Raw genomic sequence first — 13,860 nt, forward strand, 5'->3', positions numbered from 1 at the left:
GTCAAGCGATCGAAGAGAGGGGAGGAGGCCTTCGGCCGGGTGGGCCTGAGTGGCTCAAGCCGGCCGACGACGTCGGCGCAACCCTCGAAGGAGACAACCGATGATCCAGTCCGTGAAGGTCAAGAACCTCTCGCTCTCAAAGGATAACGTCCGCAAATCCAATCGCGATGCCGACCTCGACAGTCTGGCCGACAATATCGCCGCGCATGGCTTGTTGCAGAATCTCGTGGTCACGCCGCTCAAAAAGGCGGGGCACTTCACCGTCAAGGCGGGCGGCCGCCGCCTGCGGGCGCTCCAACGCCTGATTGAGACGAACCGGCTTGCCGCGGACCATGAGGTTCAGGTGCTGGTGCTCGAGGATGATGCCGGATCGGCCGAAGCGAGCCTTGCCGAGAATTTCCATCGCGTCGCGATGAACCCGGCGGATGAATGCTCGGCCTTCAAGCACTTCCTCGACCGGGGGGCGAGCGGCGAGGATGTGGCGAAACGCTTCGGGGTCACGACCCGCTTCGTCGAGCAGCGGGTCCGGCTTGCCGAACTGGCTCCCGTCGTCTTCGCGGCGCTTGCCGCAGGCGAGATCACGCTCGGGGTCGCACAGGCTTATGCCGTCACGCCCGATGTCGACCGCCAGGCGCGTGTGTTCGAGAGCATGAGCCGGTCCTATTATGGTGACAATCCCGACAATGTCCGTCGTGCGCTCCTCAACGGGACGGTGAAGGCGACCGATGCGAAGGCGCGGTTCGTTGGCCGTGATGCCTATGTCGGTGCGGGCGGCCGGATCGAGCGCGACCTGTTCGGCGATGATGCGGACGAGAGCTGGATCGACGTGGAGATCATCGAGCAGCTTGCCGCCCAGAAGCTCGAAGCAGCGGCACAAACACTCGCTGCCGAGCAGAGGCTGGCATTCGTGACACCGGTCCTCGCGACCCATGTGCCCTATGACATGGAGTGCCAGCTCCACGAATATCATCCGGCGATGCGCGAATTGAGCGAGGACGAGCAGGATCGCGTCGACAGTCTTTCCGATGAGGGCGATGCGCTCATCCGCGAACTGGAAACCGAACTTGAGGACGGCACACCCGAGGCCGAGGCGGCTTCGGTGCGGCTCGCCGACATCGAGCGGGAACTCGATGCGATCGAGGCGGCACGCACGATGGTCGACGATGCGGTCAAGGACCAGCTGGGCACCTTCATCTATCTTGCCCCTGACGGCACCCCGCGGGTGCACAGTCGCATGTTCAGCGAGCGCGCCATTCGTCAGGCGGGCGAGGGCGGCGAACCCGAGGCGCCGTCCGGCAAGGTCGCGACCTCCCGGCTCAGCGCGACGCTGGTCGACGAACTCGCGACCCAGCGGCGGCAGATCCTGGCGTCCCATGTCGCCTCGGACGCGGGGTTCGCGCTCGACCTCGCGATATTCCTGATCGCGCACCGGACCGTGTTCGCCAGCGGCTATGTCCGGGACCACTCGACGCTGCAAGCGGCCGCCGCGAGCTTCCCGATCGTCGGCTTCCGCGACGAAGGCAGCGCGGCCAGCAACGTCCTGGCCGAACAGCGACAGGGGCTCGATGTGAGCTGGGCAGGCGGGAACACGCTGTCGTCGCGTTTCGATGCCTTCCGGCAACTGGATGAACAGGCGCGCGCCGATTGGCTTGCCCATGTTATCGCGCAGACGCTCGAACCGACGCTCAACGTCGACGATGGCGGGCGCCGCAACGGCTTCCACGATCATCTCGGACGTCTGCTCGACATTGATGTCGCGCAATGGTGGCGGCCCGATGCCCAGAACTTTTTCGGGCGCGTGAAGAAGGACGTCATGCTCGAAGCCCTTGAAGAGATCGGCGGGCCAGTGCTGCGCGGCCGCTACAAGGACGCCAAGAAGGGTGACTTGGCCAATGCCTGCGCGGCGCTCTGTTCCGGGCAGGGCATCGTCGAGGCCGAAGTCCGGGAAAAGGCGCTCTGCTGGCTGCCCGACGAGATGCGGTTTGGCGCGGTGGAGAAGCCCGAAAGCTTCCGCAGCTATTCCGCCTTCCTCAGCGACGAAGACGAAAGCGACGGCGGGGCAGGGGAGATCGCCCCCGATGGCGATGCTGATGACCTCGACCAAGCGGCCTGAGACCAACGCCTAATGGCGGGCGGCGCTTTTGCGTCGCCCGCAGTCCTTCATTGGCGGCGCTGGCCGCCGCTCTTTCGCGGAGTATCCACCATGACTCGATCATCGGGCCGGCCCTCGCCGGCCGAGACCATCACGTGCGCCATCATCGACCGACTCGAGGCCGGTGTGCGACCCTGGGTGCGGCCCTGGCGTTCGTGTGCGGCGCAGGGGCGTCCGCAGCGGGCCAATGGCGAGCCGTATCGCGGCATGAACACCTTTTGGCTGTGGCTGGCTGCTGAGCAATGCGGCTATCGGTCACGCCATTGGATGACCTACCGCCAGGCGCAGACCCTTGGCGGGCAGGTCCGTGCCGGTGAGCAGGCGCAATTTGCAATCTTCTACAAGGCCTATTCGAAGAAGGTCGATTCCAGCGAGCGTCCCGGCGAGCTGGTCGATGAGCATCGCCGGGTGATGCGGTCCTATGCGGTCTTCAATGCAGACCAGATCGACGCGCTGCCGTCCGATTTCTATCCAGAACCGTTATCGCTCGTCCCACCGGGCGACCGGCTCGATCCGCGGGCACAACGCTTCGTCGATCGCCTGCCGGCGCGGCTGCGGACCGGAGGCGATCGCGCCTATTATAACCTGCGCGCAGACCTCATCACGATGCCGCCCGTCGAACAGTTCGACACGTGTGCTGCATGGGCGGCCACGTTCGCGCACGAGGCTGGTCACTGGACGGGTCATCCAGACCGGCTTGCCCGATCCTTCGGCAAGCGCTTCGGCGATCAGGCCTATGCGTTCGAGGAGTTGGTGGCTGAACTGACGGCAGCGCTGGTTGGCGCCGATGTGGGTCTCCCAACCACCCATCTCGACGATCATGCGGCCTATATCGGTTCCTGGCTTTCGATCCTGCGCAGGGATAATCGTGCCTTGCTCACGGCGGCGGCGCGGGCAGAGGAGGCCGCGGGCTATCTGCTCCGCGCAACGGGTCTTGCCTGCGAGGATGGGACAGAGGAACTGGCCGCCGCCTGAGGGCACGTACTTGCGATCGCGATGTTCGGCCGTGAGGGAGGTCCTCCCTTCCTCACGCGCGGACCCACCATGCTGGTTGGCTGATCTCGATATCGGGGTGGGAACTGAGCAGCGCCAACCAGCGGGAATCGAGGCGGACAGGAAAAGTGGCGATTTGGTCGGTCTCGGAGGGATCATGGGCCAGCATGAATTCGCCGAACAGCCGATTGCACCTGGCGCAGCCGTTGCTGACATAGCTGCGGCGTTGCGTATGACTATAGCGTTTCTGAATGACCTTGCGGTCGAAAGACGATGGCAGCCGTTGCAGAATCTCCGCCAGCAGATGCGGGTGATCGGTAAGGTCGGGCAAGCTGAAATCGAAAGCGCCCTGGTCGGTCGCGATTTCTATACTCGTGATGATCTGCGTCTTTTCCCGGCAGCGCTCGTTCCAACAATCCGCTATCGCGGTCTCGACGACGATTGTTGCATTCTCGCCAACGGCTTCCAACGGCGTGAGAAACCCCAATCTTCGTTCAAACGCGGCGCGAAGGAATGCGTCCATCGGTAATGCCTGCCGCCAGCTTTCCGGCAGACGACGATGGCGCGCGAGCATGCGCTCATGTGCAGGAATGAGGGCCTGAAAGCCGTCGGCAAGCGAGCCGCCGATGCAGGCCGCAGGCAGATCATGGACGATCGGGAAGCCCGGTTGACGCAGCAACCAAAGCCCGCGAATCCCGGATAGACGGTATTGCTCTTGTCGCCGCAGGGTTTCCGCATTGGTCTGCCCCGACCATTGTATCTCGATCGCGACCTGCGCGTTTCCCTTCACCGCGAGGACGTCAGCTCGCCATGGTTCGCCGGTTGGCGTTGTGCCTGCCACTTCGGTTGCGGCCTGCCAGCCCGAGGATCGCGCGATCTCGACCGCCATCAGCTTCAAATGACGATGCTCTTCGCTTTCGTCGGCTGAAGTGCAGGGACCGGCAATTCGATGGGCAAAGAATTTCGTTCCCCTCGAAGACCGTTTGAGAACAACCGTTGCCAAGCAGCAGTCCATTCGCAGGTGGTGCAAACGCCGGTTTTTGACTTCGAGTTCGCGCCAGTCCGCATCGCTCAGATCGAACGACTGAAGCCGATTATCGCTGTCATCAAGGCAACTGAGAGCCATGGCGCAAACATGCTGGCTGGAGGGAACCAAGGTCAAGTTCGCTCCGACAGATCATGGCACCGGGACAGCATTGTCAGCATGATAGGTCTTGCCTGGGCAGTGCAGCCGCGCGGATGATCACTGGACAAGCCGATATCGCCCATTGCGCCGGGCGCCTTCGAAACGCAGCAGGCCAGCAGACTGCAACCCCCGGATGTCGCGCCGGGCCGTCTTGGGGCTGACCTGCCAGTGAGCCATGATATCCCAGGCCTTGGCGCGCGTTTCCTTCCCGACTCGGTCGAGAAACCAGCGCTGACGTTCATTGAGGCCCTCCGTCATTGGGCCATTTATGGGGTCATGATCAGGGTCATTTATTGGGTCATTTCCGGCGGGACGCTGGGGCATCGAGTTGGCAGTAGCCGCATCGGGCGTTAGCGGCGCGGCATCCCAGCGCATTGGTCGAGAGGATTGTCGGGCCATCACAGGGCTTTCGATAACGCCCAGGACGAACGCGCGGATGACAGGTGATGTCGCAACGAGCCGCAGAAAAAACACCGTGTCCGGGCCATGTTGCGCGGCAAGCCAATGTTTTATGGTGCGTTCGCTCGCGTCCGTTTGGCGCATGAGCAGCTTGACGGCGCGATGGCTGTCCCCGTGCTCCTTTTTCAGTAGGTCGGCCATCACGTCCGCATAGGCCTGGCGCCCAGTTAATGCCCCCTTCCAAGCCGGTAACTTCTTGCCCTTTTTCGGCAACATCTCCCGTTCCTTTCGCAGCTACACTGCTGATGAGAACGTAGAGGCGAGCAGTCGTGGGTTTCGTGCTGCAGCGGATGGTCGCCCTGGCTGCTGCAGCAAGCCCATGGAGAGGCGAGCCTTGGAGGACTGGCGCACCCGAGACGGCACCGACCATGAACCGGCATCGCCGTGCGTGCGTGCCGCCGAATATGTTCGCATGTCTACCGATCACCAGAAATACTCGACGGAGAACCAGGCCGAGGCGATCCGTCACTATGCTGCCGCTCACGGCATCGAGATCGTCCGAACCTATGCCGATGCCGGCAAAAGTGGCCTCAAGATCGATGGCAGGGACGCCCTCAAGCAACTGATCGATGACGTTCAGACCGGCGTTGCCGATTACACCATGGTGCTCGTCTATGACGTCAGCCGTTGGGGCCGGTTTCAGGACGCCGATGAAAGCGCCTACTACGAATATATCTGCAAACGCTCAGGGATATCCGTCGAATATTGCACCGAGCAGTTCGACAATGATGGCAGTCCGGTGTCGACGATCGTCAAGGGCGTCAAACGCGCCATGGCCGGAGAATATAGCCGCGAATTGTCAGTCAAGGTGTTCGCCGGGCAGGGACGCCTCATCGAAAAGGGCTTTCGCCAGGGCGGGCCTGCAGGATTTGGGCTTCGGCGCACCCTCGTCGATGAGCGGGGCGAACCAAAAGGCATTCTGACGCGCGGGGAGCATAAGAGCATCCAGACCGACCACGTGATCCTCACGCCTGGCCCACCCGAAGAAGTCGCCATTGTTCGGGGGATCTATCACGCCTTCGTGCATGAGGGGCGCAGCGAACAGGATATCGCCGACGATCTCAACCGCCGCAGCATTCCGACCGATCTTGACCGTCCCTGGACCCGGGGAACCGTCCACCAGGTGCTGATCAACGAGAAATATGCGGGTGACAATGTGTGGAATCGCCAATCCTTCAAGCTGAAGAAGAAGCGCGTTCGCAACGACCCGGGAATGTGGATCCGAGCGGCCGGCGCGTTCGATGCCATCGTCGAGCGTGACCTCTTCGAAGCCGCCAAGGCGATCATCGGCGCTCGTTCGTTCCGATTGTCGGACACCGAGATGCTGAGCGCGCTGAAGGTCCTTTTGGACAGCCGGGGCCTTCTATCGGGGATAATCATCGACGAGTGCGAGGGCATGCCCTCGAGCAGTGCCTACAGCTCCCGGTTCGGAAGCCTGCTGCGTGCTTATGATCTGGTCGGATATACGCCGGATCGAGACTACCGATATGTCGCGATCAATCGGGCCTTGCGCAAACTCCATCCGGAGATCCTCGGCCAAGTGCTCGATGGCCTGCGCGACATGGGCAGCGAGGTCGTTCAGGACTTCCAGACCGACCGCGTGATCGTCAACGAGGAATTCAGCCTCTCGGTCGTCATCGTCCGTTGTAATCCTACGCCCACTGGGTTGCTGCGTTGGAAGATCCGCTTCGACACGTCGCGGATGCCCGACATCACCATCGTCGTGCGCATGGATACCGCCAACCGGGCCGCCTTCGACTATTATCTGTTTCCGCGTCTCGATCTTGTTGCCGACCGTCTGCGGCTTGCCGAAGACAATGGCCTTAGTCTTGACGCCTACCGCTTCGACTCCCTCGACCTTCTGTACGAAATCGCCGCGCCCATCGCCATTGCGGAGGCAGCCTGATGTCCGCCACACGGCCACAGCAGATCGAGCTCATCCCGATCTCGCGGATCACTGTCCTTAATCCCCGCGCCCGAAACAAACGGCAGCACCGGGAGATCGTGAACAATATCGAGACCATCGGTCTCAAGCGCCCGATCACGGTGAGCCGCCATGATGGCCCGAGTGGTCCGCGCTATGATCTGGTCTGCGGAGAGGGCCGCCTTGAGGCCTTCCAAATGCTCGGTCAGTCGGAAATTCCCGCGGTGGTGATCGAAGCCAGCGAGAATGAATGTCTCGTGATGAGCCTGGTCGAGAATATTGCGCGCCGGGTGCAGCGCCCGATCGATGTGATGCGCGAGGTCGGTGCCTTGCGCAATCGCGGATATAGCGAGGCGGAAATCGGACGGAAAATCGGCGTCGCCAGCTCCTGGGTCAGCATGGTCGTTTCACTGCTGGAGCGCGGCGAGGAGCGGCTCGTCGCCGCGGTCGAAACCGGCCTCATTCCCATCAGCCTCGCCATGGAAATATCCCGCGCCGAGACCGAGGAGGCGCAAAGTCTCCTGCTCGAGGCCTATGAAACCGGCAAGCTGCGCGGCAAGAAACTGGCGGCTGTGCGCCGCCTTCTTGATTTGCGCATGCGCGGCCGCAACAGGTCCCTGTCCCAGGGGCGATTGGGCCGGAAAAATGCCAACCGGAAGCTGACTGCCAACGACCTCATGCAGGTCTACCAGCGAGAGGCTGAAAAACAGCGCCTTCTCGTCAAGAAATCCGATTTTACCCAGACCCGGCTGCTGTTCATCGTGGAGGCCATGAAAGACCTCCTCGCCGATGAGGGGTTTGTGACATTGCTGCGCGCCGAGGGCCTCGAGACGATGCCGCGCGCGCTCGCCCTCCGGATCGCAGGAGATGACGATGACTGACTGGGCATCGGACGGCGGCGGCCTGGACGAAACGGGCACCGACAATCGCGTGAGCTTTGGCTTCGAGCGCGAGACCGTAACCGTGCCGATCGATGCCATCGTCGCGCTGAAGTCGTTGCGGGAAGGGGTGCGCGAAAGCCGGAAATTCGCGCAGATCGTGAGCTCGATCAAGGCGATCGGCCTTGTCGAGGCGCCTGCCGTTGTTCCCGACACGCAGCATCCCGGGAAATATTTCCTGCTCGACGGCCATCTGCGCATCGAGGCCCTCAAGCAGCTTGAAGTGCAAAGCGTCGATTGCCTGATCGCGACGGATGACGAGACCTATACCTACAACAAAAGGGTCAACCGCCTGCCGCCGGTGCAGGAACACAGAATGATCGTCCGTGCCATTGAGCGCGGGGTCGCCTCGGCCTTGATCGCCGATGCGCTTGGCCTTGAGGTACAGTCGATCCGGCGGCGCTTCCGCTTGCTCGACGGCATCACCCCGGAAGCCGCCGATATGCTGAAGGACACCAATTGCTCGATGAAGGTGTTCGATATCTTGCGGCGCATGTCAGCGGTGCGCCAGATCGAGGCGGCGGACCTGATGATCGGCCAGAATAACTTCACTCTCATGTTCGCGCGCGCGCTCCTGGCCGCGACGCCGGATGAGCAGCTTGTCGCCCAACGGAAATCGACAAGGCCCGATGCTTCTGGTCCGACAAGCCAGCAGATCGCGCGCATGGAACGTGAGCTCGCGGCGCTGCAGACCCAGGTCAAGTCGGTCGAGGATAGTTACGGGATCGACAATCTCCACCTGACCGTGGCGCGCGGCTATATCGCCAAGCTGCTCGGCAATGCTCGGGTTTCGCGGTGGCTTTCCAATCATCGCCAGGAATATCTGGGTGAATTTCAGCGGATCGCCGAGATCGAGGCGATCGGCACAATGCCGGCTCAGGTGGAAGGATGATGGGGACCCGGACCCGATAAGCGCGGGGACCATGGGAGACGCCGCACGATGGGGCGGATCGAGCATGGCGGTGGGAATGGCGGCGATCCCGCAGGAAGCCCACCAGGCCGGCCGACATATGGACCGGCCGCGTGCGGTGATTGAGCCGCATGTTGGAGACGGGCGTGCCGACGACGGACCGGCCGGGCACGCCCGTCCCATCTGCACGAGCGAGCGCGGCACTGCATAGTCGCCGCTTCGGGCAGTAAACGCCTGCTCTTCCCGTTGAGACCTTGGCCCCTCGCCAGAGGATGCGCATGCTTGGGCCATCGCGCTGGCGGCCGCAACCCGGGGCCAATCCGGCCGTGTTGGCGCTTGCGCGCCTGCCCGCACCACCCGGCATTGTCCCGGGTTTCCCTTGGGCTTTGCCCGGCGGTGCTGCCGCCGCTTCCTTCGATGGCCCGGAGGCTGCGCATCCGGCGGATGGGCCGCCGGCCCCAAGTGGAACGAAAGGCAAAACTCATGACCAGCACTCTCTCGGCGATACTCTCCGCCCTCGAACTCGGTCATCTTGATCACACTGGCGACCTGCGCACGCTAGAGGCGCCGCCACCTGCCGAAGCCATGGAACAAACCGTCAGCGCTGTCTGGAGCGATCTTTTCGCGCTTTTTCCCTTTAGTGCGCTCGAGCGCGACATCGAGGATCTAGGCTGGGGCCTGGTCAATCTCTTCCACCGCGCAGCCGCCAAGAAGCACCAGATGATCGATCGGCTGACGGACGAAATTCGGCTTCTGCTCGCCGAGCAGGATGGCTCGGAAGTCGCGACCGCCGACCTTGAGGACAAGATCGATCTCGCCCGCAAGATCGAGCAGTCCGCGGAGGCCTATGAGACGATGCGCGACACGGCGGCCCGCCATTATCTCCACGAGACGGGCCGTTCCTGGGTGCCGGCGTCGGGCAACCGCATTTCGCTCGGCACGACCGCGGCGATCGTCGATGGCCGGTCCTATCTCCAGGCGCGGCGAGAACGGGTGCGCGATGCCAATATGGTCCATGGTACGCCCGTGATCTTCGCCGGCGGGCGGCTGCGTTTCGCCAGCGACGACGAGGCCAAGCAGTTTACGGATAACCTGCTGCGAACGCTCAATGCCGTCCGCGAGCGGGTGGGCGACATGTATCTCGTCCATGGCGGCGACATGAAAGGAATTGAGCGCCTGGCTGCGTCCTGGGCCGAGCAGAACGGTATCCAGCAGCTGCGGTTCGGGCTCGATCGCAAGCTCGGCGATCGAGCCGGGTTCCGCCGCAATGAGCAGATGCTATCGGTCAAGCCGCGCTACGTCATCGCCTTTCAAGGCAATGGTGTCACCGAAAGGCTGGTGATCGAGGCCAAGGCGCGCGGCATTCACGTCGTTGATCGCCGCGGACCGCTTGGCACGCCGCCATCGTCGCGACCCTGCGGCTGATCCGCCGCGCCGGCCGCTTCGGCGGCCGGCTTTCCCCGTTTCGAAAGGCTGCGAATGCCGGAGGGGAGGAGGGCAGGGCAGGTGCGTCCCGTTTCCCGGAGGTTTGCATCATGTTCATGCCCGATCACCCCACGGCGCGCGCGCTCCTTGCCTTTCGCTCGGCGCATGGCCGCCGCTGGAAAGCGAAGCTGCTATTCTTGTGGTCGACCGGCCGCGACGTCGAAGAGGCCGATGGCGCCTGCCTGCGCCAGTTGCGCAACCAGGCCGGCCCGGCATGGCTTGGTCGGCTATCGCCAGGCCGCTGGCGCGCGATCGAGAGATTGGCGGAGCTCGGCGATCGGCAGACCGCCTCGATCTTCCTTGATCGCGCGCGCGAGTTTCACGAAGGGGCACGTCTCGGTGCTGCCGTCGCCCTTGCTCCCGCGCTGCACCTGCTGGCGATATCCTGCGAGCTGGGGCTCAAAGCCTATCTTATGAGCCGGGGCTGGTCGCACGATGAGGTCGCGCGCGATATTCGTCACGACCTCATCGCTGCCTTCGACGAAGCGCGGCGGCTTGGCCTCCCGTCCCCGGGCCGTATTCTCGTCGATTTGCTTACAAGCCTCGGTCCCGCCTACGCCGGGCATCGTATCGACGCGCTGGTGGCGGATGGTTATGTTTGCGATTTCGCGGCCGTGCTGCGCGCGATGGGCTCGCTCCTCGATGCCGTGGCGGCCGGACTGAGCCTGCCGATGCCGACGCCATAACTGCGCCTTCTTGCCCGTCCCCTAGCATGAGCATGCCATGGTTTGGGTTCCGCCGGACGGCGGCCCGGGATATGGTCCGTTTCGCCGCGCGGCTTGGGCGGCGGGCGGGGCAAAGTCGAGCTTGAGGTTCGCCAAGGCGTTGGACCGGCGTCGCCCTATAGGTCGGGGATGCCCGTGATCACCATGGAGGGGTTCTTGGCACGGCCAAGCGACGAGCCGTCCTTCTCCTCATCTGACCCCTAAGTCGGCCGTCCGGCCCATCCAACCCGCGATCCTTCGGGCCGAGTTGCCGTGTGCCACGGCTGCCCGCACCACCCCTTGTCCCGGGGTTTCCCGGCGCTGCGCCTGCCGGTGGATGATCCGTCCTGTCCGCCTTGGCCGGGGATCAGTCGAAGGGACGGTCCCTTGGACCCAGTTTGAAGGAACTCCAGCCATGCAGAATCTCGTCATCCTCGCCGGCAATGTCGGCGCTACGCCCGAAGCCCGCACCACCCAGGGCGGCACCCGCATCACGCATTTCAGCCTCGCCACCTCGCGTCCGAAGCGCGACAGCAACGGCAAGATCCTCCGCGACGACAACAACCGCCGGCTCGAGGATACCGAATGGCACCGGATCACCTGCTTCAACGGGGTCGGCAAGACGGTCGAGCAGTATGTCGACAAAGGCATGAAGGTCATGGTCCGTGGCCGCATTCACTATACCCGCTGGACCGACAACGAGAATATCGAGCGCTACGGCGTCGAGATCATCGCCGATGAGGTGACCTTCCTCACCCGTGCCAAGGCGAACGACAATGCGGGCGGCGGCCACGAGCCCGAGGATGATGAAATCCCATTCTGAAATCGGTCCCATTAGGCCCGGCGGCGTCGCCGCCGGGCCTCCATTCCTGCTCAGGCCGGAAAGGAGGCAAGCGGATCAGCGGGATCGGCATCGCCCGTGGGCATAGCGATCCCAGCGCAGCACGGTGCCTGTGCGGATCATGGCGCAGCTCAGATCGCCGAAAGAGGGCGCCGCGCACCAGGCGCCGGTCCTGTTGCCACGCGCATTGCCAGTTGAAAGGCAGCGCATGGTGGGGCCATCGACCAGAATGTGGCCCGTGCTGGTGCGCCCCTGAGCGCCGCCGAGCAGATTAACAAGAGCGTCACGGGCGGCCAGAGCGCTCGCCTCGGGGCAGGGCTGACCTGGCCGGCAACTCCCGTCCATCTCGCGGGCCGCAATTCCGGCGAGACGGACATGCATGCCTTCGCGGCACCAGATCGGCCCGTCTCCATCCCAGACGCGCGTCGGTGTGCAGGTGAAGACCTGGCCATCGGGAATGACGGTGGCGGCAAGCAGGAGTGCGAACAGCATCGCGGCGACGCTAGCCCAGCGGCGCGTGCTTGTCATGGGCGTGCCGTAAGTCAGATCCGGGGGGCTGGGTGACCGCCTGGGCAAAAGTCGGCGGGATCATGGGGTCCTGGCCGGCGGGTCCACCCGCTCTCAATCAGGCGCAATCCTTGGTCCGACCAGCGGCCTATTGCGATCAACCCGCAAGGGGTCCGGTCGCTGCGCTACGGCTTTTTGGGCTGCGCCAAAAAAGTGATCGCGGCCGCCGGCCGGACACGTCGGGCGCCAGTCGAGCGGGACGGACCCGCCGGCGCGCAAAGGAACCCCGACATGTTCACCGACATCGCAACCGCTCGTCGTCACGCCTTCAGTCTCTCGCGCAGCCTCATGGTGGTCACCTTCGTCATCGCGATCGGGCAGCAATATGGGGTCATCACCGCCGAGGATGCGGATGGCAGCGTTGCCTTGGTGGCCGAATATGATCCATTCGCCTGATGGCTTCTCCGGGAGCCTACGGCTCCCGGCTTTGCCATGGAGGGCGTGTCATTGATTCAACGAAAATAAAGGCAGTAGCGTTAGGCATTTGGCATGGATGACGGTGCGCCAATCGAAATTGCCAACGATGATCCCTTGTGGAACCAGGCGATCCAAGATGTGAACGCCTGGCGCGGCGCGTGTTTGCAGCATTTCTCGGCGGCTGAAGCGGCCGTCACCGAAACGCTGCTCCTTCTCAAGGCCATTCCGGGTAGAGGGGAGACAGTACGGCTGCGGCATTTGATCGGTCAGCGGTTCGATGACCTCAGCAAACTTATCGAGGCAGAAGGCGCTTTCGCTCAAGAAGGCAAGGCGGCCGCCAAGGCCCTTTCGGATCTCCGCACACTCGAGGGCCTACGGTCGTTTCTTGCCCATGGTCAGGCCAAGATCGCGCTCGAGCGAACCGGAAAATGGATCGTGATCTTGCGCCATGTCTCGATCCGCGGGCAGCAGGCTGAACGCCTGATGCTGCTTTTCGAGCAAGCCGAAGCCGAAGAAAGGCTCGCCGATCTGAAGCGCAAAAGCCAGAAGCTGTGCTCTGTTCTCGGCAATTTCCGGCGAACCGTGAAGAGCTGAACGGGCGGCTCCGGCATGGCCGGACCGGGCTCTAGGCTTCGCCCTGAGCCTTGGATTTCCAAGTCTCAGCCCCTTCGGGTGACGATCCCTGCCGCGCGGTTCCCGCCTAACGCGCAAGAGATTGCCAACGCTCTGCCTGCCGATTGACGGCCAAGTGCTTTTCAGGCGGCCATTCAATCGTCGCCAGAAAGGCATTGAGCTGATCTATAGGCTCAGCGGCGCTGAGCACGCGGGCATCATTCCAACGCTTCGCATCTGCAGGCGCCGCTGCCAGGACATAGGCTTCAAGCGAAAGCAGCTCCGCCCGAGAAAGGCTAGGAAGCGCAATCGCTACCGCACGGCAATGTTCCCTGACGAAGAGACGGCGCAATTCCTTGGCGATTTTGCCATCCCTCGGGCAGGAGGCCGCTGCGTTGCGAGCGTGAAACATCCGGCCAGCATTGTAGACGGTCGAAAATTTGTGGCTGTTGTTATCACCGCCCACGTGGCGCTTGAAAATCCTGTCGGTCAGGCATTTTGCGGTAATGCCGATGTAGCGCGCATGGCCCTCATGATCGTAGAGCGCGTATATGCCCTGGCCCTGCGGAACCGTCTCAAGGCGGGCGGGCGCCGTCTCCAGCAATTGGGCGAGGATCGATGTTGGATCGTACATAGTCTGTCGCTGAAATCAGATGAGGCGGCGCGCTTCAA

The 13,860-nt window shown here is 63.2% G+C and carries 14 protein-coding genes; 10 read left to right on the forward strand and 4 right to left on the reverse strand.

What is annotated here, in order from left to right; genetic code table 11:
* Positions 1–100 precede the first annotated feature (100 nt).
* The gene (locus IE122_RS14905) at positions 101–2,113 is read left to right on the forward strand and encodes a ParB/RepB/Spo0J family partition protein (protein ID WP_189622049.1); all 2,013 of its coding nucleotides are present in this window, start codon (positions 101–103) and stop codon (positions 2,111–2,113) included.
* 90 nt (positions 2,114–2,203) lie between these two features.
* A complete protein-coding gene (locus IE122_RS14910) occupies positions 2,204–3,127 on the forward strand; it encodes an ArdC family protein (RefSeq protein ID WP_189622050.1) in 924 nt (307 codons plus the stop codon).
* A gap of 52 nt (positions 3,128–3,179) precedes the next feature.
* Here the strand turns inward: IE122_RS14910 and IE122_RS14915 are convergent, their stop codons facing one another.
* Together IE122_RS14915 and IE122_RS14920 are read right to left on the reverse strand one after the other, a co-directional pair.
* Positions 3,180–4,160, reverse strand: coding sequence for a competence protein CoiA family protein (locus IE122_RS14915; protein ID WP_444544222.1), 981 nt, complete (start codon positions 4,158–4,160; stop codon positions 3,180–3,182).
* Between the two features lie 228 nt (positions 4,161–4,388).
* Positions 4,389–5,006, reverse strand: a complete 618-nt coding sequence (locus tag IE122_RS14920; protein ID WP_189622052.1) for a DeoR family transcriptional regulator — start codon at positions 5,004–5,006, stop codon at positions 4,389–4,391.
* A 103-nt stretch (positions 5,007–5,109) separates the two neighbouring features.
* On the opposite strand from IE122_RS14920, the gene IE122_RS14925 reads away from it, so the two are divergent.
* The 6 genes from IE122_RS14925 (at position 5,110) to IE122_RS14950 (ending at position 11,574) form a co-directional block, all read left to right on the forward strand.
* A complete protein-coding gene (locus IE122_RS14925; protein WP_268249024.1) occupies positions 5,110–6,696 on the forward strand; it encodes a recombinase family protein in 1,587 nt (528 codons plus the stop codon).
* On the forward strand, positions 6,696–7,595 hold the full coding sequence (locus IE122_RS14930) for a plasmid partitioning protein RepB C-terminal domain-containing protein (protein ID WP_189622053.1): 900 nt from the start codon (positions 6,696–6,698) through the stop codon (positions 7,593–7,595). Before IE122_RS14925 ends, IE122_RS14930 begins: the two co-directional genes overlap by 1 nt.
* Positions 7,588–8,544, forward strand: coding sequence for a plasmid partitioning protein RepB C-terminal domain-containing protein (locus IE122_RS14935; protein WP_189622054.1), 957 nt, complete (start codon positions 7,588–7,590; stop codon positions 8,542–8,544). Before IE122_RS14930 ends, IE122_RS14935 begins: the two co-directional genes overlap by 8 nt.
* Before the next feature lie 501 nt (positions 8,545–9,045).
* Positions 9,046–9,987: a DUF2493 domain-containing protein gene (locus IE122_RS14940; RefSeq protein WP_189622055.1), complete on the forward strand. Its 942-nt coding sequence runs from the start codon at positions 9,046–9,048 to the stop codon at positions 9,985–9,987.
* Positions 9,988–10,097: 110 nt separating this feature from the next.
* Positions 10,098–10,733 (forward strand): hypothetical protein, encoded by a 636-nt coding sequence (locus tag IE122_RS14945; RefSeq protein ID WP_189622056.1) that lies wholly within the window; start codon positions 10,098–10,100, stop codon positions 10,731–10,733.
* 433 nt (positions 10,734–11,166) lie between these two features.
* Positions 11,167–11,574 carry a single-stranded DNA-binding protein gene (locus tag IE122_RS14950; RefSeq protein ID WP_007682669.1) on the forward strand — a complete coding sequence of 136 codons (408 nt, stop codon included), beginning with the start codon at positions 11,167–11,169 and terminating at the stop codon, positions 11,572–11,574.
* 75 nt (positions 11,575–11,649) lie between these two features.
* On the opposite strand, the gene IE122_RS14955 is transcribed toward IE122_RS14950, so the two are convergent.
* A complete protein-coding gene (locus IE122_RS14955; protein WP_189622057.1) occupies positions 11,650–12,084 on the reverse strand; it encodes a thermonuclease family protein in 435 nt (144 codons plus the stop codon).
* A 306-nt stretch (positions 12,085–12,390) separates the two neighbouring features.
* On the opposite strand from IE122_RS14955, the gene IE122_RS14960 reads away from it, so the two are divergent.
* Positions 12,391–12,555 (forward strand): hypothetical protein, encoded by a 165-nt coding sequence (locus IE122_RS14960; RefSeq protein WP_007682673.1) that lies wholly within the window; start codon positions 12,391–12,393, stop codon positions 12,553–12,555.
* Positions 12,556–12,648: 93 nt separating this feature from the next.
* A complete protein-coding gene (locus IE122_RS14965; RefSeq protein ID WP_189622058.1) occupies positions 12,649–13,170 on the forward strand; it encodes a hypothetical protein in 522 nt (173 codons plus the stop codon).
* Between the two features lie 106 nt (positions 13,171–13,276).
* Here the strand turns inward: IE122_RS14965 and IE122_RS14970 are convergent, their stop codons facing one another.
* Positions 13,277–13,822 carry a hypothetical protein gene (locus tag IE122_RS14970; protein ID WP_189622059.1) on the reverse strand — a complete coding sequence of 182 codons (546 nt, stop codon included), beginning with the start codon at positions 13,820–13,822 and terminating at the stop codon, positions 13,277–13,279.
* Between the last annotated feature and the right edge of the window lie 38 nt (positions 13,823–13,860).

Source organism: Novosphingobium colocasiae (assembly GCF_014652555.1).
GTDB classification, from domain to species: domain Bacteria; phylum Pseudomonadota; class Alphaproteobacteria; order Sphingomonadales; family Sphingomonadaceae; genus Novosphingobium; species Novosphingobium colocasiae.